Source organism: Methanosarcina sediminis (assembly GCF_052056915.1).
Classification (GTDB): domain Archaea; phylum Halobacteriota; class Methanosarcinia; order Methanosarcinales; family Methanosarcinaceae; genus MTP4.
This window is the reverse complement of the sequence record NZ_CP195119.1, coordinates 961,535-986,093: the sequence shown is the minus strand read 5'-3', so window position 1 is coordinate 986,093 and position 24,559 is coordinate 961,535. Positions and strand designations below refer to the sequence as shown.

The window sequence follows — 24,559 nt, the reverse complement described above, 5'->3', positions numbered from 1 at the left end:
GTTGGGGAATAGTTGGGGGATATGAGTTGGGGGTTATACTGTAAAAACAGACCCGCTCACTAAGTCTTCAGTAATATCACATCATATATATAGTTTTCTATGATATATACCTTGATTTATACTAACTGGCGATATATCGAATTTTAATGAAATTCCGTTTTTCATGAGCTCTTTTTAAGGTGATCCCATACAAAATCTCTTATTAATGGAACTGGCAGTCCTATTTTAATATATATATTTTTTCTATATTTCTTCCTTCTCTTCGGTGACAAACCTTCCTTACAGTCTTTATTAAATTCTGTAGGGTACGTACTCCTGTGTTTATCAGATCTGACAAGCAGAAAACACGCCATGAGTGGTAAAAGGTACGTAAAAGTAGAGTAATATGCCGGGAATGTTTACAGCTATATATCCGGATGAATTTTAAGGGACGAACAGTAGGATAAATAGTAAGGGTAAATAGTAAGGAAAAAAACCGATTTGTTAAATGATGCGTGAAGATTACAAAACGGTATATGGTTCGATAGCACATGTGCAAAATAAGCTATGGTAAAAAGTATTTTATGCAAAATAAGGTTTTTTCCATAATAATAATCAGTGTGAGCGGGTTGGGGAGTATGAATTGGGGGTGTTGGGGGGTTGGGGTTATCTTATAAAATTAGAGACCCGCTCACAATTATCCTTTCACGCAATTCTGATATAAATATTTTATGGTTTAATACCTGAGGTCGATTACTCACAATCTCAATTTATGCTTGAAGAAATAGATTTTTCTGACTTTAATATGCTTAAATTTTTCAAATATTTTTCAGGACTCCCGGTTTAAACGTTTTAGCCTGTTGAATGTGAGACTGGCATCTGTTTGAATTATTTTTACTGGGTATCCCAGTCTATCAAAACACATATATATAACTAATGACATTTTGGAGTTGCATTTGAGGAGTAATCTTCCGAAAATGATTCACACTCCAGATGGGCTCGTGGTCTAGACGGTTATGACATCGCCTTTACACGGCGGGGATCCTGAGTTCGAATCTCAGCGGGCCCATACCCTTTTAAACATGTACAATTTTTAATAGAGTGTTCTCTTCCTATTGGTTTTTTTGAACTATCTTTTTCTATTGTAATAGTTCGGTGTGCTTTTTTGGGACAGTAATTTTAGTTTTACATAGCGGGTAACCTGAAGTTATTGGCGTCAGAAATTTTCATTTTACATACTTATTTTTTTATATCACACTGATAATGTTATATAGTAAGCAAAACGATTAACAATAAGAATCTTAGTTACATACACTAAGATTCATCAAAATATAGTTTTCAATGTTAAAGTTCCTTACAAATATAATTTTTCTACGTATGGGGGGTATTAGTATTAAGAGGAGAAGCAGGACTGATATTGCTGTCGATATTTTGAGAGTGGCAACTAACGGGGCAAAGAAGACACATATAGTCTATGAAGTAAATCTGAATTTCAACATTGCTCAGAAGTATCTGGAAATGTTGAAGGAAAAAGAACTCATCAAACATGAAGACGGGCTTTTCATAACCACCGAAAAAGGAAAGGCATTTCAGGAAATGGCAAAGGAGATAAGGTTATAAAAAATCTTTCTCTTGTTCCCTTTTTTATTTTCTTTCTTTTGTTTTTTTCCGTTTCTTTTGTTTTTTCCTTTCTTATTTTAATTTCCTTTTTATTCCTTCTTACCCAGTTTTCCGTTTTCCGGAGTTGTCAAAAAAGGTATTGGGTGTTTCATAAACAGTGTTCCTGAACAATCATCCGACCCCGTATATATAACGGCAGTCCGAAAACATACATATTATGGCGATTAAGGCACTTTTTTTGAACTGCACCCTGAAAAAGTCACCTCAGACCTCCAACACCAGGGCACTCATTGACAAAGCTGTGGGCCTTTTCGGGGAGCTCGGGGTAGAAAGCGAAGTAATCAGGGTTATCGACCATAAGGTAGCTTTCGGGGTTTCGTCCGACGAAGGGGGGGGAGACGAATGGCCTCATATTCTTAAAAAAGTAAAGACCTGCGATATTCTCGTCATTGCGTCACCAATCTGGTTCGGGGTGCGTTCCTCGGTTTGCCAGATGGTCCTGGAAAGGCTTGACGGGACATATGCGGACGGGGACCCCATGACAGGGCAGTACCCGCTTTACGGCAAGGTCGGGGGGGTCATTGTGACCGGAAATGAGGACGGAGCGCACGACATCTGTGCGAACACGCTCTTTAACCTTACGCACCTGGGCTGCACCGTGCCTCCGAACGTTGACTGTTACTGGGTGGGCGATGCCGGGCCGGGTCCGAGTTATATCAAAGCCGGGGGGGACCGGCACCTTTATACCAACAGGACGGTGCGGTACATGGTCCACAACCTGGTGCACTTTGCAAAGCTCCTCAAGGAAAACCCGATCCCAACCAACCTGAAGGAGCTTGATGAAGAGGCCAGGAAGGTCAGCGACTGAATGCACGGCCGTCCTTGCGAGGGAACGCTGAAAGTACGGCCAACAGTGCGAGGGGAACTGAAGGTATGGCCTACGGTGCGAGGGGAAACTGAAGGTACAGCCGACGTTTTGAGAGGAAGGCAGTTGGGGGTACATGTTCAGGCGCATATCCGGGTGCATATCCAAAACTGATAATCATTAATTTCCGGGAACCGGGGGTATTATTTGACTGACGAGGATGAAAATTCGATCAAGCTGAAGGTTGCGGAAGCAGACCAGCGAGATGTTGGAAAGGGCATTGTCCGCATCGACGAAGCTTTCAGGGAAAAGCTGGGACTCAAGCCCTTTGACGTTGTGGAAATTCGGGGAGGCAAAACAACCTCTGCCCTGGTCGGGCGTTCGTATCCAGGTGATGCGGGGCTTGACCTCATCCGTATGGACGGGCTTATCCGCACAAACGCAAAGACAAGTATCGGGGAATATGTGGAACTCCTGAAAGCGGAGTGGAAGGAAGCAAAGCATGTGACCCTGTCTCCCGTAACAAAAGGGATGCAGATTTATGCCCCCAGCGAGGCCCTGGGAGCTGTCTTTATGAACCGTACGGTTTCAAAAGGGGACTTTATCTCCACCACGAGTCTTCGGAGGTCTCCGGACAGGGATATGTACAGCAAGGGGCTCATGTTCGAGGACTTTTTCCAGGACTTTTTCGGCCCGGATTTTGGCCCGTCATTCGGGCTCGGGGAAATAAAGCTGCAGGTGGTTTCGACTTCTCCTCCGGGGATTGTGAAGATCACGGAAATGACCGACATCGAACTCCTCCCCGAGGCAGTGGAGATTCCTCCGGAACAGACCATCCCTACTGTAATGTACGAAGACCTGGGCGGGATCAAGGATGCCATATCCAAGGTCAGGGAAATGATTGAACTGCCCCTGAAACACCCCGAACTCTTTGACAGGCTCGGGATCGATGCTCCCAAGGGCGTGCTCCTCCACGGGCCACCCGGGACCGGGAAGACCATGCTTGCAAAGGCAGTGGCAAACGAGTCCGACGCCTACTTCATCTCCATCAACGGCCCGGAAATCATGTCCAAGTATTACGGGGAATCCGAACAGAGGATCCGGGAGATCTTTGATGAGGCTGAAAAGAACGCTCCTGCTATCATCTTCCTTGACGAGATCGATTCCATCGCTCCCAAGCGGGCCGAGGTAACGGGGGAAGTCGAGAGGAGAGTGGTCGCCCAGCTCCTTTCCCTGATGGACGGGCTCAAGAGCCGAAAGAACGTGATCGTGATCGGAGCAACCAATCGTCCCGAAGCCCTGGACATGGCGCTGCGCCGCCCCGGAAGGTTCGACCGGGAAATAGAGCTCAGGGTCCCGGATACCGAAGGCAGGCTCGAGATCTTCCAGATACACACCAGGGGCATGCCTCTTACCGACGACGTAAACCTCAACAGCCTTGCCCAGATAACCTATGGCTTCGTGGGGGCGGATATTGCGGCGCTTTGCCGGGAAGCGGCTATGAGTGCTCTTCGCCGGATCCTGCCTAAAATCAACCTGAAGGAACCCGAAATCCCGAAAGAGATCCTTGATTCTCTTCAGGTACTGAGGGATGACTTTGAAGAAGCCATGAAAGACGTCCAGCCTTCCGCTATCCGGGAAATCCTGATTGAGGTCCCCAATGTCAGCTGGGACGATGTGGGCGGGCTTGATGAAGTAAAATGTCTTTTAAAAGAAGCCGTGGAATGGCCGCTTAAACACCCCGATTCCTTCCGGACTATAGGGGTAGAGGCTCCCAAAGGCGTGCTTCTCTACGGCCCTCCGGGTACGGGAAAGACCCTTATCGCAAAAGCTATTGCTCACGAGTCCGATGCGAACTTCATCACGGCCAAGGGAAGTGACCTGCTCTCCAAATGGTACGGGGAATCCGAAAAACGGATTGCTGAAGTCTTCATGCGGGCCAGGCAGGTTGCCCCGTCTATCGTGTTCCTGGATGAGCTTGACTCTCTTGCTCCCATCAGAGGGGCTTACGCGGGGGAACCCCAGGTTACGGCCAGGATCCTGAACCAGCTCCTGTCCGAGATGGACGGGCTCGAAGAGCTCAGGAGTGTCGTCGTACTCGGCGCAACCAACAGGCCGGATATCATTGATCCTGCCCTCCTTCGCCCGGGCCGCTTTGACGAACTCATCATGGTCCCTGTCCCTGATGAAGGGGCCAGGCGAGAGATCTTTAAGGTCCACATGAAAAAGATGGCCCTTGCAGAGGATGTTGACCCGGAGGAACTTGTATCCCTGACTGACCGGTACACAGGGGCAGATATCGCAGCAGTTTGCAAAAAAGCCGGGAGGTTTGCCCTCAGGGAAGATATCCATGCCCGGAATGTCTGCCAAAGACATTTCCTGAAAGCTGTCAGGGAAACAGGCCCCTCGGTCACTCCGGACACCATGAAATACTACGAAGCAATAAAAGGGGAACTCAGGACCAAAAAATCAAAAGAAATCGAAAGCCCGTATTATGCCTGAAAATAATTCTGGCTGAAAATAATTCTGGCTGAAAATAATTCTGGCTGAAAATAATTCTGGCTGAAAATAATTCTGCCTGAAGTGTCCTGTTTCGCCTTCATATGGACTATTTTTGTACTCTTCTTTATTTTTCACTCTTTTTATATTTTCTCATATTTTTTTATACTCCCTTTTATTTTTACACTCTTTCTGTTTCTTTCTCTTTTTATCACTGTTTCTTTTTGGTATTGTTTGTCCTAACATATTTGAAGAGTGTTCATTTCCCAAATAATATTTTTATTGGATTTTCCTTCGAAATGGGGTTCGGGGCATAGCTGCTCCTTATATACAAACTCACTAAATTACGTTAACCAATCACGTTAAATATCATAATTACTATCGGTAATATGTATGCAGCTTCCAACACCCGAAGATCTTAAAAAAAGGAGGAATGAGCTCAGACTTACCCAGAGCGACCTGGCGAAAAGGGCAGGAGTAAGCCAGCCTCTCATAGCACGCATAGAATCGGGAGATGTGGATCCCAGACTTTCGACGGTCAGGAAAATCCTCGTAGCTTTTGATGAAGCTGAAAAGGAACGGCAGATCATTATCAGGGACCTGATGCACTCTCCTGTCATCAATGTTTCTCCTGAGGATTCGGTAGAAGAGGTGGTAAGCCTCATGCATGCATATGGTTTTTCACAGATCCCTGTCCTGGACAAGGGCATCCCCGTTGGAAGCATTTCGGAAGACATAATTGTAAAGTTGATGGGTGAGAGTAAAAAGAAGTCCATCTCCCAGATGAAGGTCCTGGACATGATGGAGGACTCTTTCCCTGCTGTTTCTCCCGGGGTTTCAATCTCGGTTGTTTCCCATATCCTGGAGGGGAATCCTGCCGTGCTGGTTGTCGAAAAGGGTAAGGTTGTAGGGGTCGTGACAAAACACGACGTCATGAGACTCCTTCAAGGTTGAGACCCGACTTCCTCTGATTGTTCATGAATAAACAAAGGGTTTAAGCAGAGTATGGCAGTGGAAAGCACACGATTATATACTAGAATTGAAATTAGAACTGAAATTATCTGAAACAAATTATTAGTAACAACTTCCCGGGAATTATTTATCTGAAACAACTTATCAGGAATAACTTATCCGGAATAACTTATCAGGAATAATTTATCCGGAATAATTTATCAGGAATAATTTATCCGGAATAACTTATCAGGAATAATTTATCCGGAATAATTTATCAGGAACTTCAAGTAAGTAATCGTTAATTAGAACCGGTTCATATGTGCCGGAAGGTTATAATGAAAAGGTTCAGAACGTTTAAAAGCTTAAAAAATTAATCGAAACCCATTTAAATTTTTAAAAATTTTGGAGCATAGAATATATGGATCTGGAAGATACCCTTCTCATGATGCCCGGGCCCGTACCAGTTGCCCCCAGGGTCCTGAGAGCCATGTCAAAACCGATGATCAACCACAGAAGTGCGGAATTTGCGGCTATCTATGACGACTGCCGGGAAATCCTTGCCGACGTTTACCAGACAAAGAACGACATCTTTGTCATCAGCGGCTCGGGTACCGCAGGGATGGAGGCGGCTGTTGGCTCCGTGGTTGAAAGCGGGGACAAAGTTGTGGCCATCGAAAACGGGAAGTTCGGGGAGCGTTTCAAAGACCTTGCAGCTCTCTACGGAGAAGTCGTACCCCTGGAATTCGAATGGGGGACTTCCGTTGACCTGGAACTTGTCAAGGAGAAACTCGAAGCAGGGGCAAAGGCAATAACTCTCGTCCATAATGAAACTTCTGCCGGTATCCTTAACCCGGCTGCGGAAATTGGCAAGCTTGCCAAAAAGCATGATGTCCTCTTTATCATGGACGGTGTGACTTCCCTTGGCGGGGATGAGGTAAAGGTCGATGAATGGGGTGTTGACATTGCAGTCGTGGGTTCCCAGAAGTGCCTTGCAGCTCCCCCCGGGCTTGCAATGGTCTCAGTGAGTGAAAAAGCTTTCGAAGTCATGAATGATGTAAAGAAAAGACCATACTACAATGACCTCAAAGCATATAAAAAGAGCGGAGACAAAGCCCGCACCGAAACTCCCTACACACCGGCGATCCCTCTCTTCTATGCACTGCAGGAAGCCCTGCACATCGTAAAGGAAGAAGGCATGGAAGCCAGGATCAACAGGCACAGGGTGCTTTCCGAAGCCGTTAGGGCCGGTGTTGCCGAAATGAATATTGAGATGTTCCCGCAGCTCAACGAGTATAGCCAGTACTCAAACACGGTTTCTGCCATGAAAGCTCCCGAGGGAATTGACGGGGAAGATATCAAAGGCGACATGAAGAAGCGCGGGATTATCGTTGCCGGCGGTCAGGCCCACCTTAAAGGTAAGATCTTCAGGGTCGGTAGCATGGGCAACGTAACTGCCAGGGACGTCCTTTCCACTATTCAGGGCCTGGAAATCGTGCTGAAGAAGCGGGGTTGCCTGGACGGCCTTGGGGCAGGAGTCGAAGCCGCAAACAGTGTTATCGACAAACTCTGATATTGACAAACTTTGAAGCGAAGGGGCAGACCTATAAGGTAAAGTCTATAAACCTTCAGGAATACCCAAGAAAACAAACGCCATAACCTCATAATTTCCATCGGGATAAACATGCCCACTATAGGAATCGCAGATACTACGTTTGCGCGCTATGACATGGGACGCGCGGCAATCGACGAGATCCAGAAGAATGTTTCCGTGAAAATAAAGCGGGTAACTGTGCCGGGGATCAAGGACCTGCCTGTAACAGCCAAGAAACTAATTGAAGAGGAAGGCTGTGATATCGTCATGGCCCTTGGCATGCCCGGAGCCCAGGAAAAGGATAAGGTCTGCGCCCATGAAGCTTCTCAGGGCCTTATCCTGGCACAACTTATGACCAACACCCATATCATTGAAGTCTTCGTCCACGAAGATGAGGGTACAGACGAAAAGGAACTCGCCTTCCTGATGGACAGGCGGACCCGGGAACATGCCCTGAACGTGATAAAACTGCTCTTCAAGCCTGAAAAACTGGTTCGGGAAGCAGGCACCGGTCAGAGGCAGGGTTTCGAAGATGCGGGTCCTTTGAGGATGTGACGCAATTAATTATTTTAGGTAAAAACAAGACCGGAGACCTTTACAGATGAGTATCAGCCTAGGATTTGTGGTAGCTGAATTTAACAGGGACCTAACCTATCAGATGGAACTGCTTGGAAGAGAACACGCCGAATTCCTTGGGGCAAGCGTTAAAGAGACAATCCTCGTGCCCGGGGTCTTTGACATGCCTCTTGCAATCAAGAAACTCTGCCAGAGGGAAGATATCGACGCCGTGGTCACCATCGGGTCAGTTATCGAAGGGGAAACCAAGCACGACGAGGTGGTCATTCAGCATGCTGCCCGGAAGATCATGGACCTTTCCCTTGAGTTTAACAAACCCGTGACCCTGGGGATCCCCGGGCCCGGCATGACCCGGATGGAAGCCCATCAGCGTGTGGACTATGCAAAGCGAGCAGTGGAAGCTGCCGTGAAGCTGGTCCGGCGGCTGTAAAGCCCGGCAAAGCCGTAAATAGCAAAATGGAAAATACAGGAACATTCCCATGACTTCAGCAAGGCTCAAGCGTGTAGAAGAATCCGCAACGATCAGGATTTCCAATATTGCAAACCGAATGGCAAAAGATGGAGTAGACGTCATTAACTTCAGCCTGGGAGAGCCGGATTTCAACACTCCTAAAAATATTTGCGATGCTGCGGCAAAGGCCATGTACGAAGGCATGACCCATTATGCCCCTTCTGCGGGTATACCGGAACTCCGGACAGCCATTGCCGAAAAGCTGAGGACGGAAAACAAACTCGATGTAACCGAGGCAGAAGTGCTCGTAACCCCGGGAGCAAAGCAGGCGATTTTCGAGATTATGATGGGGGTTCTTGCTGACGGAGACGAGGCCCTCCTATTTGATCCCGCCTGGGTAACCTATGATGCATGCATCCGTTTTGCCGGAGCGGACACGGTCTGGGTCCCCACAACTCCTGAAAAAGGTTTCATCCCTGAGGATTTTTCCGAGTACATCACCGACAAAACAAAGCTTATCGTGGCAAATACTCCGGGAAACCCCACCGGTGGAGTTTTCGGAAAGAAAACCCTGAAGTGTATTGCCGATCTCGCCATCGACCACGACCTTCTGGTTGTTTCCGATGAGATCTATGAGAAAATCATCTATGACCGCGAGCACATTAGCATTGGCAGCCTCGAGGGTATGCAGGACAGGACCATCACGGTAAACGGCTTCTCCAAGGCTTATGCAATGACAGGCTGGAGGCTCGGTTACCTTACCGCCCCGCCGGAGATTTTGAAGCTTCTCCAGAAGATCCAGTCCCATTCCGTAAGCAGTGCCACTACCTTTGTCCAGTACGGAGGCCTTGAAGCTCTGCAGGGGCCCCAGGACAAGGTCACGGAAATGGTGGACCGTTTCAGAATGCGCCGTGACATCCTTATAGACGGCCTGAACAATCTCGGCTTCAACTGCAAAAAACCAGAAGGGGCTTTCTATGCCTTTGCCGACGTGAGTGAATTCGGAAGCGGGACCGAAGTGGCAGAAAAGCTCTTAAAAGAAGCCCACGTGGCCGTAACTCCTGGAATCGCCTTTGGGCCTTCCGGTGAGAACTTCCTACGGATTTCTTATGCAACTTCAGTCGACCGGATCAGTGAAGCTCTCGAAAGGATGGAAAAGGTATTTTCCTGAGGTTCTATCTGAAGGTTCTATCTTAAGGTCTTATTTGCCTGGAAGTCCTATCTATTTGGAGGGCTTCCAGAGTTTTTACCTTTAATGGTTTTGCCTTTAATGGTTCGACCTTTAATGGTTCGACCTTTAATGGTTCGACCTTTAATGGTTAGGCCTTTAATAGTTCGGCCTTTGATAGTTCGACCTTTAATGGTTCGATCTTTAATGGTTCGATCTTTAATGGTTCGATCTTTAATGGTTTGACATTTAATGGTTTTACTGAATTTTTAAAAAAAGAAGCCTGGAAAAAAGTTTTTATCAGGTTTTTTCATTACGGGTGTTTTAACGGTAGTGGCTCTGTCACACGTACCTTTTAAGGACCTCTTTTATAATTGCTCCGGTGCTGCAGAGAGGACATTCCCTGGAAAAAGAGATCCTCACAACTTTCGCAGGAAGCCCCCGTTTTTTAAGTTCCTGCTCGAGGGCTTCGGAATCGAAGCGCTGGTCATAGCCCAGGGCAATGATGTCGGGTTTGATCTTCTTAAGGGGTTCGAACATATCGTTTTCACTGCCGAGGATGGCTCTGTCCACTGTCCCGAGGGCACTTACCATTTCCAGCCTCTGTTCCTCGGGCACGATCGGTTTTGGCTTGTGGGTCACGTTGGAGTCCCGGGCAACAATGACATAAAGCTCATCTCCCAGTGCCCTGGCCCGGCTTAAGAAGTAAACGTGCCCGGGATGGAGGATGTCAAAGGTTCCTGTAGCAAGTATGCGCGTCAACAGATCACCTGATTTTAGTATGGGTCGGGTAAATAGCCTTAAAACATAAGAAATTTACTGAAAAAAGGAGCTAGGTTTCCTTCCCATTGACCTCCTGATCAAGAGATATAAGCATATCGGGTGATAGGACCTTGAAAATCTATGAAATAACATTAAATTTGTAGAAATACGGAAAAACAATTGTTTATGCTCTTATATATATATTGATTGAGCCTTTAGTATTTGGGTATGGTTTTTTAAAGGTTTCAATTGCCCTTCAGTAAGAGGTCCTTTCAGAATATATGTTCGATTACCACAAGTAATATATATCTTATTAAAAAATAACTTCTAATCATCTGATTCAGTGGCGGAATTTAAAAATTTGAATGCAGCCTGTCTTTTCCGGGAGTAGCAGTTTCTCTCCTGAAAAAGATGTTACTCCGAGATTATCACAAGTAATATATAATTCCGGTAATTATTACAATTCAGATAAATTTCTAAAATGAGGATACCTGCATGGTTGAAAAATCGGTTCAAGAGATAAATAAAAAAATTGAGGACGGAAGCGTCAATGTCGTCACAGCCGAGGAAATGGTCGGAATTGTGGAAGAACTCGGCGCGGAAGGTGCGGCAAAGGAAGTGGATGTGGTCACCACAGGCACATTCGGAGCAATGTGTTCTTCGGGCCTGATGCTGAACCTTGGACATTCCGAGCCTCCTATCAAAATTCAGAAAATGTGGTTCAACGACGTGGAGGCATACAGCGGGGTCGCAGCCGTGGACGCTTACCTCGGGGCAGCCCAGAACTCGGACGTCAGGGGGATCCAGTACGGAGGGGCCCATGTCATTGAAGACCTCCTTCGGGGAAAGGAAATCAATGTGCATGCCACCTCCTACGGGACAGACTGCTATCCCAGGAAAGTCCTTGACACTTCCATCACTCTCGAAGACTTAAATGAGGCTTTCCTTCTTAACCCCCGGAATGCTTACCAGAAATATGCGGCTGCAACAAACAGCTCAAAGCGGATTCTTCACACTTACATGGGAGAACTCCTTCCCAAGTTCGGAAACGTAACCTATTCCGGGGCTGGTGTGCTTTCTCCCCTCTCCAATGACCCCGAATACCAGACCATCGGCATGGGCACCAGGATCTTCATGGGAGGAGCCCAGGGCTATGTTATAGGAAATGGGACCCAGCACTCCCCCAACAGCGGTTTTGGGACTCTTATGCTGCGGGGGGACCTGAAGGATATGAGCCCGGACTACGTACGGGCTGCCTCTTTTACCGGGTATGGGGCTACCCTCTACATGGGAATCGGAATTCCTATCCCTATTCTCAATGAAAAGTTGGCAGCATCCACTGCCGTGCGTGATTCGGACCTTGTGACTGAGATACTTGACTATGGGGCAGGCAGCCGGGACAAACCCCTTGTCCGGGAAGTAAGCTATGCCGAACTCCGCTCGGGTTCGGTGGAAATCCAGGGCCGGGAAGTCCTCACCTCTTCGATGTCCAGTTTCAAAAACGCGCGGAAGATTTCCAACGAACTGAAGGAATGGGTCAAGCACGGGAAATTCTTCTTGAGCATGCCTGTGGAAAGGCTAGCCAGGGACAGCAAGGTCAAGCCCATGAAACAGACCCAGGCAGTACCGCTGGTAAAAGACGTCATGTCGGATTTTATCGTTACCATAAAGAAGGATCAGACAGTTCAGGACGTCGCAAAAAAGATCTGGGAAAACTCCTTTAACCACGTGGCCGTTATCTCGGACAGCGGCGAACTCGTGGGGCTCGTGACCGCCTGGGACGTTTCCAAAGCGGTTGCAGAAAACCGTTTCGACTCCGTTGAAAGCATCATGACTAAAAAGGTGCTTTCCTGTGCCCCCAACGAACCCGTGGACCTGGCAGCCCGCAGGCTTGACCGCTACGGCGTTTCTGCGATGCCAGTGGTCGATACCCAGATGCGTGTCCTGGGAATAATTACCAGCGACAACATAAGCAAGCTCCTGGCAAGGAGGTACTGAGCATGAAGATTAAGATCATCATCCCCACCGATAAGATCCAGGACCCCATCATTGCCGAGTCAATGGTCGAGACCAAAGTCCTCCTGAATATCATGGTCGCAAACATAGACTCGACTTATGGGGAACTGATAGCCGACGTAAAAGATTCCCAGTTCAACAAGATCAAGAAGGCGCTGGAATCCAAAGGAGCGGTTGTCGCCGTGCTTGACCGGCCCATCACCCGCGATGAGGAGGAATGCGTGGAATGCGGAGCCTGCATTTCGGTCTGCCCCATGAAAGTCTATTCCTTTGACGAAGACTGGAGCCTCTGCGTTGATGAAAAGAAGTGCATCCAGTGCGGGATGTGCATCAAGATGTGCCCCCACGGAGCCCTCAAGCTCGGGGAATGAAAGGAAAAAAGGTCTTTTTCTTTTCTTTTCTTTTCCCTTCGTTTCTTCTTTATCCTTTCAATTTTTCTCTCTTCTCTTCTCTTCGTTTCTTCTTTATCCTTTCAATTTTCTCTTCTCTTCTCTTCTCTTCTCTTCTCTTCTCTTCTCTTCTCTTCGTTTCTTCTTTCTTTTCCGATTCCATTTTCCATTTTTGCGAACTTTTCTTGAAAATATCCGGTTTTCTTTTGGATACCGATTTCTAATTCGAAACTGACATTATTTATAGAATCCAACAAATAATAATATGTATTAGGTTTATTTGAAAAATGAAGATGATTTGTCATTTGGACAAAATACAGAACATTTCCGTATAGCGGTTCAATTAAACCGCTTAATCAAATATCTCTATCAAACCGTTCAATACATGTTTAATTAAACAGTTTCCGCAGAAAAACCGGATTTTCCTTTGTGTATTTTTTCTTCGTTTCGAGAAGCAAATGAAGTGCGGGTTTATTGCGGCAAAAATAGATTTTAAATGGATTTTAGAAGAACCTTAAAAGGGGTTGGAACATGCGAATTCTTGTACTTTACTCAGGCGAACTCGGAAGAAAAGTAATCATGAATCTGATAAATCCCGGGGATTTCTGTGTGTCCTGCGGGGAACTCTGTGACCACTGCAGGCAGGCCAGGAAGTCCTATGCAGGGATGATTGTGGGCATCCATGAGTTTCCCGACGACCTTCCTGCCTTTATCGAGGAGCCCGAGCAGTATCTTCCTCAGAAGCTGCCGGAATGCGACCTGATTCTTGCGATCGGGATCCACGCCGACCTCCTGATAGCCCTGCCTGAAGTGGTGAAACAAACCGGGGCGAAAGCCGTAATCGCACCTTCCGAGGACTCGAAGGCCACCCCTGCGGGGGTGCTTGAACAGCTCAGGAAGGAACTCGAAGGCATAGGTGTGGAGTTCGAGGGTCCAAAACCCTTCTGCGCCCTTGAAAAAACCGGAAAACCCCTTATAGATGCTTTCGTGGACATGGGTTTTGGAAAACCCGTGCTCAGGATCGAACTGAGCCCCGATGGAAAGAGGTTTATCGGGGCTGGCGTCCTCCGTGATGCTCCCTGCGGTTCTACCTGGTTCGTTGCAAAGAAGCTCAGCTGGACCGAAATTTCCGACTACAAGGAAACCATTTCAGGTGCCCACCACTCCTACCCCTGCACAGCCAGCATGGACAGGGATCCCCAGATAGGAGATACCATCCTGCACAAGGCCGGATACATAATCAGGGAAGCTGTGGAAGAAGGGATGGAAAAAGCAAAAAAAGAAAAGTCCCGGCTTGAAGCTTTTCAGGGAAAAGAGTTTTTGGGTCAGGTCCAAGTTTCCGAGTAAATAAAGTAAAAAAGAGATGAGTATTCAGGTCGAACCCGAGTCGGATCTGAACCTTAATCAGGTCTAAACCTTAATCAGGTCTAAACCTTAATCAGGTCTAAACCTTAATCAGGTCTAAACCTTAATCAGGTCTGGGCCTGGAAATACACTTCCTCATAGGGCTGGACTACAACAAAGCCTTCTCCTCTGAAGGCCATCTGAATGGACTCTCCGCTGCTCCGCCCGACAAAGGTCTTCAGGGAGACGTCGGTCTTGATTTCCGGCTCCAGGTTCCCGGACCAGGCTACCGTTGCGTTCGGGTCGGTGCATACGGGGAAGTCTCCCGTCACTTTGAGGGTTAGGGGGTCATGGTGTGTGGTGATGGCGACCATGCCGGTCCCTTCGAGCTTCACGTTGAAAAGCCCTCCTGCCATCATGCCTGAAATCCTTTTTATCATCCTGATGTCCCAGCTGATTGAGGATTCGAAGGCCAGGAGGTCGTTTCCGTTTACAAAGATCGCCTCGTTTTCAAGGTTCAGGATCGAGACTTTCTTGCCCTCGTCTGCCAGGTAGAGTTTTCCCTGGCCTTCGGCTTTTGTGAGGCATACCCCTTCTCCTGTAAGGGACTTTTTTACGAGTTTGCCAAGCCCATGTTCGAGGATTCCTTCCCTTGTAAACTTAATCCCGCCTGTATACGCTACCATGGAACCCCGTTTGCTCCAGACCATGCCGTCAAGGTTTACTTCCAGCAAACGGTCGCGTTCCAGTTCAAAAACCCCCTGCCCTAGATCTCGTTCGCCCGTTTCACTTACGAAGTCTTCAATTGAATATCTAATGTTTTTCACCTCTAAAATATCGTTTTTTATTTATTAATCCTGTTTCAGGTTTAATTCTTTCGCACTGAAGTACATTAATGATACTGTCATTTTATATACTCCCGGGTACTGCCATATATTATACAGTCGTATCCTTCTTACTGGCTTATGAGAAGGTGGAGAATTTTCTGATTTACAGGGGTAGTAGCTTATGAAACCAAAAATTGATTCCACGAGTTTCGGTTCGATAACTGTCGAAGGAAAGGCTTTTGAGCACGATATCCTGATCCGTCTGGACGGCCGGGTGGAAAAGAGAACTAAAAAGCTCTCAAAAGCCCTGTACGGGACCTCTCACAAAATCTCACTTGAGGAAGCCGAGCACATTTACGAAGAGGGCACGGAAAAAATTATTATGGGGACCGGACAAACAGGTTTTGTGGAACTTTCGGACGAAGCCGAGGCCTTTTTCAGGAAAAAACGCTGTTCTATCGAACTTCTCCCGACTCCCTGGGCAATTGAGCGCTGGAACGAGCTAGAAGGCAGGATTGCCGCAATGTTCCATGTGACCTGCTGAATCCATCCGGACAACCTGCCGAAAGCATTCGGACATTGCTTCTTAATCCATCTGGACAATACGGAGTCTGGGTAATACGGATCTTACAGAGTTAATAGAACCGGGTGATGGATAAAGTATAAATCAAAGCAATGCACAGGATAAGAAAAAAATAGGGTTGGGAGGGACGGAGGTTTTATTAATTTATAAAACCCCCTTTTTGCAGTTACATTTTACACGCGCAGACGTATAATGTTATATGATTTAACTAATAATTTACCAACATTCTAATGTTATATATATCTTCTCTTTTTTTACACAGTTTGCTGGCAGAAAACTCTGCTAATCCTTTTGCCCAGTAACTTCTCAAAGGCTCTTCATGCTGTTTTTTACATACGGTTTAGGGTTTGCCTAAGAAGAATGAACAATCAGAATATTTTATAACTTTGGTTTATTTTTTATGCTTTCTGCGTTTTCATATTACACTTTGTTTGCTTTTTGTGAGCCTGTTCCTTCAGGACCTTATGTATTCAGCCTCCCACTCGAAAGCTGTTCCTCCCCCGGAGGCTTTTCAGTTTTTTTCCAGGTGTACGCTCAACTGTGGGAACGGAATTTCGATTCCTTCTTTCCTGTACGCCTCAAAGATGCCTGCTGTCAGTTCGTTCTTGACGGTCCAGAAGTCTCCTGTATTTGTCCAGGCCCTGAGCTGAAGGTTCACCGAGGAATCGGCAAGTTCCGTGGTGACAACTGCGGGTTCGGGCTCAGTAAGGACCAGAGAGTGTCCTTTCATAAGTTCTATAGCTACTCTGATAGCTTTTTCCAGGTCTGAGGAATAGCCGATTCCCACATCCACCGAAACCCTCCGGGTTGGCATGCGGGTTGAATTTATAACCGGGCTTCCCCAGATGAGCTTGTTCGGGATTGTTATGTACTGGTTGTCAGGGGTCAGGAGTTCGGTTGCCATGATCCCGACAGCCTTTACTGTCCCGCTCTCCCCGTTTACTTTCACGTATTCGCCCATATCGATAGGGCGGAGAGCAGCAATCCAGACCCCTGCCGCCAGGTTTGTCAGCGTGTCCTGCAGCCCGAAGCCCAGGACCAGCCCCACCACTGCCGAGAGGCCGATGACAAAGCCGTTTATGTCAAAGCCAAGCGTTCCAAGGAATGCGAATACTACCATGATGTAAAGCAGGATGCTCAAAAAACGTGTAAGGAATTCTACAACAAGCTCCGGCAGCTTTGTGCTTTTAATTCCGCTCCTGAACATCGATACAAGAAACTTTGCGATCACAAACCCTGCTACCAGGACAATAATTGCAAAAAGCAGCGTAGAAACTGTCAAATCCGTATAAGGTATAGTCTGTTCCATTATTCCATTAGCCATTTTATACCCCCTGCTTGTAGTTCCGGTCGGGACAGTAACCGGGAACTTGTATGTTATTTTGAATTTTACTTTTTAACAATTCAATTTTTTCTGTTTAACTGTTTAATTTATTTTGTCTAATTTTTGGGTGAAATTATTATTTTAGACACTAAAATTATACGCCTAATGATATAAGTATCCTTATTCCGTATGTTTTCCTGTTAAATTTTTATTGGACCTTTCCCGTTTTTCCTATCTTTGCCTTCATCTCCCCTTCATCCTGTTTCTCCCTGCTTATCCCCTCTCCTCCTCATCCTGTTTTTCTCGACTTGTTTTTTCCAGCCGTTTCCCTTCTTAAATCACAAATAATCTTTCATAGAAGAAGTTATAACATAGATAAGAACTGAAAAGTTCACAATTCAAATCTTAGTGGATTCAATTCCTTATAGGATTCAAATCTTAGTGGATTTAATTCCTTATAGGATTCAAATCTTAGTGGATTTAATTCCTTATAGGATTCAAATTCCTATGGATTCGGATGCTCATCAAATACTTCTCTAATAATTAGTAAATACTTGTCAAATTCTTATCAACATGTCTGGAAGGCTCGAATTGAAGTGGATCAAAAAGCTCTTCGGAAAAAATGAAAGTTCTCCTGCAGAAGTAGTTTCGACGGAACTCGGTTTCGAGGAACTCCCTTCATGGCTGGACGCCCGCTTTCGTAGACTCTCTTCGGAAATAGAAGCGGAAGCTTCCAGGATTTTCCGGGACATCGAAGTTCCCCTTGCTGATATAAGGGGAAACAATGCCAGGCTTGCCGAAGCGCAGGTCACGGGGGACTTTGATCTCCGGGCGGTAAAGAGGGCAAAGAGCAACCGGGAGAACATGATGAAGCAGGTGGGAATCTTGCTGGATAAAATCCGGGTTCCGGAAGCTTTCGATGTCAGGACCCTCGATGAGTTCCAGGAAATGGCCATGCAGAGCCTTGACAGTTGTGTAGAGAATATGAGCCGGAGTTTCCGTTATACCAGGGTTGTTTTTCCCCGGGAGTCGAAAGAAGTTACTGACAGCCTTGCCAGGCTGGGACAGGTTCTCAAAGCTCTCCGGGGGCTGCTTGCCGGGCACAAAAAAGAACTGGAAGCTATCGATGTGGCTTTCGCGAACATAAAGGAAATTAAGAATTTATCAGCCTCGGTAGAATCCAATGAGCAGGGTATAGGGTTGAAAAGAACAAAAATCCGGGCTCTGGAAGGTGAAATTGCCGGGGTGGGACAGGCTCTTGAAGAATTCCGGCAGGGGGAAACCTGGCAGAGATCCCAGAACCTGCAAAAAGAAGTTGCTACTGCCGAAGGCCTGGTTAAAAAAACCGAATCAGGGTTGACTTCCCTTGTCCTCCCTCTTTCGAACAACCTCTCAAGGCTCAAAAAACTGCACGAAACCGGGAGGTATACCCTGAAGCCGGAAGTAAAACAGCAGGTGGAAATTTGTCTTGCCGACCCGACAGCTGCAGATCCGGCTTTTTTCCGGGAGCTGCAAAAAATCCTTGAAGACAATGCCCTGGACCTGAAAAGCCCCAAAAAGGCAAAAGCCCTTGCCCAGGCAAAAGCCGCCGAATCCGGGCTTGAAACAAGGAAAAAAGAATACCTTGAAGCCTTGCAAGTCCTTGAGGAAAAGAAGAAGGAGCTTTCCGGGCTGGACACGGGAAAACTTGCGGAACTGGAACATAAAGAGGCAGAGCTTCGGGACAGGGTCAGGCTCCTTAAAGAGGAAATCGAAAATTCCGGTAAAAAGCTTGTCGTTTTAAAAGAAGAACTGGAATCCCGGAAAGAAGAGCTCGGGAAGAATGTTGCCGTAATCGACAGTAGCGTCAAATTGCGGCCAATGCCTTAATCTTTTTTTATAAACTTTTGGGAATGTTCAGCTACTTTTTTTCTAACTTATCTTTCTGCTACACTCATTTTCTGATTTATTTTTCTGCTACACTCATTTTCTGATTTATTTTTCTGCTATACTCATTTTCTGATTTATTTTTCTGCTACACTCATTTTCTGATTTATTTTTCTGCTACACTCATTTTCTGATTTATTATTCTGCTATACTAATTGTTGATTATTTTCATATTGATCATAAAACCAGCCGTCTTTTTGTGTTGAATATGAAACGTGAAGAAGTCCTTTTCCTCTGGCTCAATAAAGGCAGCCCGGAAAAGCCGATTGAAGCCTTTATTTACTGGTTACCATGAACAAAAAAATGTCCCTGACCTCTATCCCAATCTTCTTGACGCTTGTTTTACTGTCGGGAGCCCTGGGTTTGGAAGCGGGTTTTTTCGAACTGCAAACTGTCAATGCGGTTGAAGTAATTCAGAATGGAAGTCCCGAAGTGAATCGAAGTTCCGAAACTTTTCGGGAAGAAAACCTTGAACAAACTGTGAAGGAATCCTCATTGGAGGTTTTTTTTTCTAAAGAGGGTTTTTCCAAAGAGGATTTAAGCCCTACCCGGAAAAAACTCTCCACCGACCTGCTGCGGTTGAGGGATGAACACTACCTGCCTTCCGGGGACACGCCTGGAGCTTTCAGGGGTAGAATGGTACGATTCGGGCAGTTGAGACCTGCCGTTTCTTCTTCAGCTAGTTCTCCCTTTTCCTCCTCTTCTTCAAGTACTTCTTCAAATACTTCTTCAAATACTTCTTCAAATACTTCTTCAAATACTTCTTCAAATACTTCTTCAAATACTTCTTCAAATATTTCTTCAAATATTTCTTCGGAACTGTTGGCAAATTCTGAGGTAAGTTCAGGGGCAGGGGTCGGGGATGCGGGGGAGAAGGTCCATGTCTACGTATACCTGGAAGCTTCCGCAAGCCCCCATGTGCTCGACTCTTACTGCGAGCTTGAAACGCGGGACGAGACCAATAAGATCGCAACAGCCTGGGTCCCGGTGGGTGCCCTTGAAACGCTGGCTTCCCTGCCTGAGGTGACAGGGGTCAGGACGGTCATACCTCCGGTTACCAGGAGCGGGAGGGTTTCTACGGAAGGGGATTCGATCTTAAATTCATCCACTCTCAGGGACCTCTACGGGGTAAGCGGGGCAGGCATTAAAATCGGGATCATTTCGGACGGAGTTGACAGCCTTGCGGATGCCGTGGCTTCCGGAGACCTCCCTGATAACGTGACTGTTTTGAGAAACGTGGGGGGGGAAGCGGAGGGTGAAGATGAAGGCACGGCCATGCTTGAAATCGTCCACGACATAGCCCCCGGAGCGGAGCTTTATTTCCACGACTGCGGAAAAACCAGGTACGAATTCAACGCAGCCATTGATGCCCTGGTCGATGCGGGGTGTAAGGTTGTCTGCGACGATATCGGGTGGCTTGGGGAACCTTACTTTGAAGACGGGGTTGTGGCGTCTCATGTTGCAGAGGTCATAAAAACCCACGATATCCTCTACGTCAGCTCGGCAGGGAATGCTGCAGAGAGCCACTACCAGGGGATGTTTTACGATGCCGGGAATGGCTGGCACGATTTTAGCGGGGGGCGGGGAGATGTGAAAAACCTGCGGCTCAATATTTCCCCTTCCGAAGAGGTCTGGGTTTTTCTTGAATGGGATGATCCCTGGAGGCAATCGGGCAATGATTATGACCTCTGCCTGATAGACGAAAACAGTTCTGAAATAATTATGGACAGCATCGATACGCAGGACGGAAATGGCCTGCCTCTGGAATATATCCTGTACAGCAACGAAGGAAGAACAACCCTGAACGCTTCGGTCCGGGTCCTGAAAAAGTCCGGGGAAGCCAGGGAACTGGAACTCTACATTTTCTACGCCCGCGATATAGACCCCAGCTACCTGGTAGCCGAAGACTCTATCTTCGGGCACCCTGCAGTCCCTGAAGCCGTGGCTGTAGGGGCGATAGCTGCCGACGATCCGGGGTATGATGATATAGAAAATTTCTCTTCCAGAGGGCCGGTTACCATTGCCTATCCTACCCACGAGACCCGCTTGAAAACCGATGTAGTCGGGATCGACGGGGTGAGCGTCACAGGAGCCGGAGGGTTCGGGGATTCCGATGGGGAATCTGCCTGTTTTTCCGGGACAAGTGCGTCAGCTCCTCATGTTGCGGCAGTTGCAGGCCTTGTCTGGAGTGTTTTTCCGGAGAAGTCAGCCGCGGATATCAGGAGACTGCTCTACTCTTCGGCCGTCGACTCCGGTGCCCCTGGATACGACCCTGTGTTCGGATACGGTCGGGCTGATGCTCTCCGGATGTATGAGCAGGCAGCTGCGGAGCCCAGGGCCTTTGACGTGGACTCCGGCGGGGGCGGAGATTTCCTTTCCCTTTCGGATGCCGTAGCCAGCAGCAAACCGGGGGATACCTTCTTCGTATTTCCGGGCACGTACCCGGATAATGTGGATGTCCCCTGGAACCTGACGATTTGCTCGGCTTCCGGAAACCCGGAAGATACCGTAATTGAAGCCGCTGATCCGGGGAAACCGGTCTTCCATGTGCACGGAAATGCATCCAGGATCAACGGGCTTGGAATAAGAGGTTCGGGCCAGGCCTGCGGCGTGTATCTGGAAGGCGTCCGGGACTGCACCCTTTCCGGCAATCTAATTTCTGACTGCGGGCCCGGAGTCTGGCTTGAAGGTTCTTTCAACAATACGCTTGCCGGAAACAACATTTCAAACAACGCTGAAGGGCTGAGGCTTACGGCTTCTTTCCTGAACCGGATCCACGAAAACGAATTTGGAAACACTTATAACATCAATGAGTCTCTCGATGGCACCCTCAATGAGTCGCCCGCGAAAGAAGGGGAAGGAGAAAGAGAAGGAGAAGGAGAAGGAGAAGGAGATGGGCTTTCGAATTTCTGGAACACTTCCTCGGAACTGGCATATCTTTACAAAGGAGGCGTTTACAGCAGCCGCCTTGGCAACTTCTATTCGGATTACGGAGGAGCTGATTCCGACGGAAACGGAATCGGAGATCTCCCTTACGGCAGTGACCCTTATCCCCTTATGGAGCGCCTTTCAGCGTATAACCTGTCCTTTTCCCTGGGGGGTGCGGTCCCGGGAAAAGCCCCTTTCTCCATTGAAGGTGATGTCCTGGAATTCGAAATCCGCTCCACAAGGTCCTGCAATTTCAGCTGGATGCTAAACGGGCTGCCTGTGCAGGCAAACGCTTCCGCAGCTTCTGCAAAGCTCACAGTCAATACCAGTGAAGTCCTGGACAGTATTGGGGAGAGTGACCCTGCAACTCCCTTCATTGCAGGGTACAATGTCACGGTGCTTGCGGAAAACGGTTCGAAAACCCTGACGCAAAGCTGGGACTGGACTGTTTTTCCCACGGAGGAAGAAAGGGACAGGATAGACCGGATAGTTGTTTCGGCTCCCTTTGATGTCGGTAAAAATTCGTCCGTATCCTTCAATTTCACAGCAGGGGAAGTGACCGAGTCCCGGCCCGGAAAGTACAGTGTATACTGCATATCCTTCTATTCTCTTGAGGCTTCCGGCAATGTGAGTGCCAGGCTGGAGTTACTTTCCGTAATCCCTTCTTCAGTTCAGGAAACCCCTTTCGGCGACCCTGTATACAGCTACCTGAATATTGGGTTTGACAACAGCAGTATTTCCGGCTCGGAAAAAATCCTGAACCGGACAATAGCATTCAGGGTGCTCAAGTCCTGGGTCGCTGAAAATGACATCAACCCCTCTTCCATTAGCCTTCGGCGCTATCACAACGGTACCTGGGACCTCCTGAATGTGATGAAAGAAAGAGAAGACGATAGCTACCTTTATTTCAAAGCCGAAACCCCGGGTTTTTCTCCCTTTGCAGTCACTGCCGCCCGTAACATCAATGACAGCTCCGGGGAAAATGGAATTAGTGACGAAATTGATGGAAATGGCGGTAGCAGCGGGAGTGGCGGAAGTGGGGGAAGCGGTGGTGGAGGGGGTGGGTCTCCTGAACCCGCCAGCAATGTTGAAAGTAAGGAACTTGCACAAACGTTCATAACAAACAGCAAGAGCGCCAGGTTCGATTTCACCAGAAAAGCAACGCCCGTTGATTATGTGGAATTTGATCCGAAAAAGAGTGCCGGTAAAACCACAACTATTGTGGAGATGCTAAAGAACCGCTCCGTGCTGGTCTCAGATCTCCCTGATGGGGAAGTCTACAGGCACATGAATATCTGGGTTGGAAACAGCGGCTTTGCAACCCCCCGGAACATCGAAAATGCGGCCGTGGGTTTCAGGGTGGAAAAGAACTGGTTCTCGGAAGAGGGAATTGACCCTGATTCCGTCCTTCTGTACAGGTACGCAAACGAAAGCTGGACCCGGCTGCAGACGGAAAAATATGGGGAAGATGAAGAGTTCTTCTACTTCGAATCGAAGACACCCGGCTTTTCCCCCTTTGCGGTAACAGGGCATGAACCGGATGTTGATGTTTTGTACGCTTCCGTTTCTTCCAATGGAACCGGGGGTGACCTGGAATCCGAAACCGAATCAGATGACGCATCGGGAATCCGGATCACCCGTGAGGGCCCTGAGGCAGGCCTGGAAGAAGGTGAAGAGGGAGAGGCTGTCCCGGCTCCTGGAATTGGGGTTGCAATGGTTCTTTTGCTTGCAGGGGCAGTGTATCGTAAAAAGAGATGAAATAATGAGCTGTACCAGATAATTTGAAAACTCTTTTAAAGGAATATTTAGTTACCTGATAACTATATTTTGGAATCTGTCAGCAGTTTCGAATCTCAAGACTTTAAGTAACTGACTTTTTAAAAATAGAGGTTTATCCATGACTGAAGTGCTCTACTACCTTGACTGCTACCTGAATGAATTCGAAGCCGCCGTGGAAAAAGTTAGCGACGGTAAATATGTTGTCCTGGACCGTACCGCTTTTTACCCCGAGAGCGGCGGACAGCCCTATGATACCGGGAAACTTGTCCGGGAAGAGGATGGGGCAGTGTTTGAAGTTGTCTATGTGGGGAAATTCGGTGACGATATCAGCCATGAAGTCGCGGCTGCCGATGAAACCGCTCAGGTACTCAAAGCCGGAGACAAAGTCAAAGGAATAATCGATTGGGAGCGTCGCTACCGGCACATGCGCATGCATACCGCAACCCACGTGGTCGCAAACGTGATTGAAAGGGAAGCAGGAGCCCAGATCACCGGGAATCAGCTGGGTCTTGATAAGAGCAGGGTGGACTTCAGCCTCGAAGCTTTCGACAGGGACAAGTTTGCCGAATATGAGAAAATGGCCAATGACGTGATAGCAGCAAAGCACCCGGTCAACTTCTACCTGGTCAGCCGGGAAGAAGCCGAAGAGAAACTTTCCAGGCTCACAACCCTGGCAAAGGGCTTTTCCGAGGACATCAAGGAAATCCGCCTGGTAGAGATTGAGGGAATCACCATTGAAGCTTGCGGCGGGACCCATCTGAAAAATACCGGAGAGATCAAGGGGATCAAGATTATCAAGCTTCAGAATAAAGGAAAGAGCAACAGGAGAATGTACTTCACACTTGTGGACTGAGTCCCTATCTTTTTTCCTATTTTTGAATTCGGTTCCAAATCTTTTTTTTGTTTTTCCTTTCTTCTTTCCTTTTTTTTGTTTTTCCTTATATTCTCGTAGCTGTCCCACCACTTTTTTCATTCATT

General features: G+C 47.5%; 19 protein-coding genes and 1 tRNA gene. 16 read left to right on the top strand and 4 right to left on the bottom strand.

The genetic code is table 11. The features are described 5' to 3' along the window. The first annotated feature begins 974 nt into the window (after nt 1–974). The 9 genes from ACSAZK_RS04125 to ACSAZK_RS04085 all read left to right on the top strand — a co-directional run bounded on the left by ACSAZK_RS04125 (nt 975) and on the right by ACSAZK_RS04085 (nt 9,706). Nucleotides 975–1,048, top strand: a tRNA-Val gene (locus tag ACSAZK_RS04125). Nucleotides 1,049–1,320: 272 nt separating this feature from the next. Continuing rightward, nucleotides 1,321–1,599, top strand: a complete 279-nt coding sequence (locus tag ACSAZK_RS04120) for a winged helix-turn-helix domain-containing protein (protein ID WP_440956139.1) — start codon at nt 1,321–1,323, stop codon at nt 1,597–1,599. A gap of 217 nt (nt 1,600–1,816) precedes the next feature. Further along, on the top strand, nt 1,817–2,467 hold the full coding sequence (locus tag ACSAZK_RS04115; RefSeq protein ID WP_440956138.1) for a flavodoxin family protein: 651 nt from the start codon (nt 1,817–1,819) through the stop codon (nt 2,465–2,467). A gap of 204 nt (nt 2,468–2,671) precedes the next feature. Further along, the gene (locus ACSAZK_RS04110) at nt 2,672–4,966 is read left to right on the top strand and encodes a CDC48 family AAA ATPase (protein ID WP_440956137.1); all 2,295 of its coding nucleotides are present in this window, start codon (nt 2,672–2,674) and stop codon (nt 4,964–4,966) included. 390 nt (nt 4,967–5,356) lie between these two features. Next, nucleotides 5,357–5,917 carry a CBS domain-containing protein gene (locus tag ACSAZK_RS04105; RefSeq protein WP_048178220.1) on the top strand — a complete coding sequence of 187 codons (561 nt, stop codon included), beginning with the start codon at nt 5,357–5,359 and terminating at the stop codon, nt 5,915–5,917. A 418-nt stretch (nt 5,918–6,335) separates the two neighbouring features. Further along, the gene (locus tag ACSAZK_RS04100; protein WP_440956136.1) at nt 6,336–7,487 is read left to right on the top strand and encodes a pyridoxal-phosphate-dependent aminotransferase family protein; all 1,152 of its coding nucleotides are present in this window, start codon (nt 6,336–6,338) and stop codon (nt 7,485–7,487) included. 111 nt (nt 7,488–7,598) lie between these two features. Then, complete coding sequence (ribC, locus tag ACSAZK_RS04095) at nt 7,599–8,063, top strand: riboflavin synthase (protein WP_440956135.1); 465 nt, start codon at nt 7,599–7,601, stop codon at nt 8,061–8,063. Nucleotides 8,064–8,109: 46 nt separating this feature from the next. Beyond that, entirely contained in the window at nt 8,110–8,514 is a 405-nt protein-coding gene (gene ribH, locus ACSAZK_RS04090) for a 6,7-dimethyl-8-ribityllumazine synthase (RefSeq protein ID WP_048178223.1), read from the top strand. Between the two features lie 49 nt (nt 8,515–8,563). After that, nucleotides 8,564–9,706, top strand: coding sequence for a pyridoxal phosphate-dependent aminotransferase (locus ACSAZK_RS04085; protein ID WP_440956134.1), 1,143 nt, complete (start codon nt 8,564–8,566; stop codon nt 9,704–9,706). A gap of 339 nt (nt 9,707–10,045) precedes the next feature. On the opposite strand, the gene ACSAZK_RS04080 is transcribed toward ACSAZK_RS04085, so the two are convergent. After that, the gene (locus ACSAZK_RS04080; RefSeq protein WP_440957099.1) at nt 10,046–10,486 is read right to left on the bottom strand and encodes an adenylyltransferase/cytidyltransferase family protein; all 441 of its coding nucleotides are present in this window, start codon (nt 10,484–10,486) and stop codon (nt 10,046–10,048) included. 474 nt (nt 10,487–10,960) lie between these two features. Between ACSAZK_RS04080 and ACSAZK_RS04075 the strand changes: the two genes are divergently transcribed. Next, on the top strand, nt 10,961–12,463 hold the full coding sequence (locus ACSAZK_RS04075) for an L-aspartate semialdehyde sulfurtransferase (RefSeq protein WP_440956133.1): 1,503 nt from the start codon (nt 10,961–10,963) through the stop codon (nt 12,461–12,463). 2 nt (nt 12,464–12,465) lie between these two features. Then, complete coding sequence (locus tag ACSAZK_RS04070; protein ID WP_440956132.1) at nt 12,466–12,852, top strand: 4Fe-4S binding protein; 387 nt, start codon at nt 12,466–12,468, stop codon at nt 12,850–12,852. A 49-nt stretch (nt 12,853–12,901) separates the two neighbouring features. Here the strand turns inward: ACSAZK_RS04070 and ACSAZK_RS04065 are convergent, their stop codons facing one another. Continuing rightward, nucleotides 12,902–13,033 (bottom strand): hypothetical protein, encoded by a 132-nt coding sequence (locus ACSAZK_RS04065; protein WP_440956131.1) that lies wholly within the window; start codon nt 13,031–13,033, stop codon nt 12,902–12,904. Between the two features lie 368 nt (nt 13,034–13,401). Between ACSAZK_RS04065 and ACSAZK_RS04060 the strand changes: the two genes are divergently transcribed. Further along, complete coding sequence (locus ACSAZK_RS04060; protein ID WP_440956130.1) at nt 13,402–14,217, top strand: DUF166 domain-containing protein; 816 nt, start codon at nt 13,402–13,404, stop codon at nt 14,215–14,217. A gap of 125 nt (nt 14,218–14,342) precedes the next feature. Here the strand turns inward: ACSAZK_RS04060 and ACSAZK_RS04055 are convergent, their stop codons facing one another. Then, a complete protein-coding gene (locus tag ACSAZK_RS04055) occupies nt 14,343–15,041 on the bottom strand; it encodes an AIM24 family protein (protein ID WP_440956129.1) in 699 nt (232 codons plus the stop codon). Between the two features lie 181 nt (nt 15,042–15,222). Between ACSAZK_RS04055 and ACSAZK_RS04050 the strand changes: the two genes are divergently transcribed. Then, on the top strand, nt 15,223–15,585 hold the full coding sequence (locus ACSAZK_RS04050) for an Mth938-like domain-containing protein (protein ID WP_440956128.1): 363 nt from the start codon (nt 15,223–15,225) through the stop codon (nt 15,583–15,585). A gap of 550 nt (nt 15,586–16,135) precedes the next feature. Here the strand turns inward: ACSAZK_RS04050 and ACSAZK_RS04045 are convergent. Next, nucleotides 16,136–16,948, bottom strand: a complete 813-nt coding sequence (locus ACSAZK_RS04045) for a mechanosensitive ion channel family protein (protein ID WP_440956127.1) — start codon at nt 16,946–16,948, stop codon at nt 16,136–16,138. Between the two features lie 573 nt (nt 16,949–17,521). Between ACSAZK_RS04045 and ACSAZK_RS04040 the strand changes: the two genes are divergently transcribed. The 3 genes from ACSAZK_RS04040 to alaXM all read left to right on the top strand — a co-directional run bounded on the left by ACSAZK_RS04040 (nt 17,522) and on the right by alaXM (nt 24,434). Continuing rightward, complete coding sequence (locus ACSAZK_RS04040) at nt 17,522–18,817, top strand: cell surface protein (RefSeq protein WP_440956126.1); 1,296 nt, start codon at nt 17,522–17,524, stop codon at nt 18,815–18,817. Between the two features lie 348 nt (nt 18,818–19,165). Beyond that, nucleotides 19,166–23,560 carry a PGF-pre-PGF domain-containing protein gene (locus tag ACSAZK_RS04035; RefSeq protein ID WP_440956125.1) on the top strand — a complete coding sequence of 1,465 codons (4,395 nt, stop codon included), beginning with the start codon at nt 19,166–19,168 and terminating at the stop codon, nt 23,558–23,560. A gap of 139 nt (nt 23,561–23,699) precedes the next feature. After that, complete coding sequence (gene alaXM / locus ACSAZK_RS04030) at nt 23,700–24,434, top strand: alanyl-tRNA editing protein AlaXM (protein ID WP_440956124.1); 735 nt, start codon at nt 23,700–23,702, stop codon at nt 24,432–24,434. The last annotated feature ends 125 nt before the right edge of the window (nt 24,435–24,559 follow it).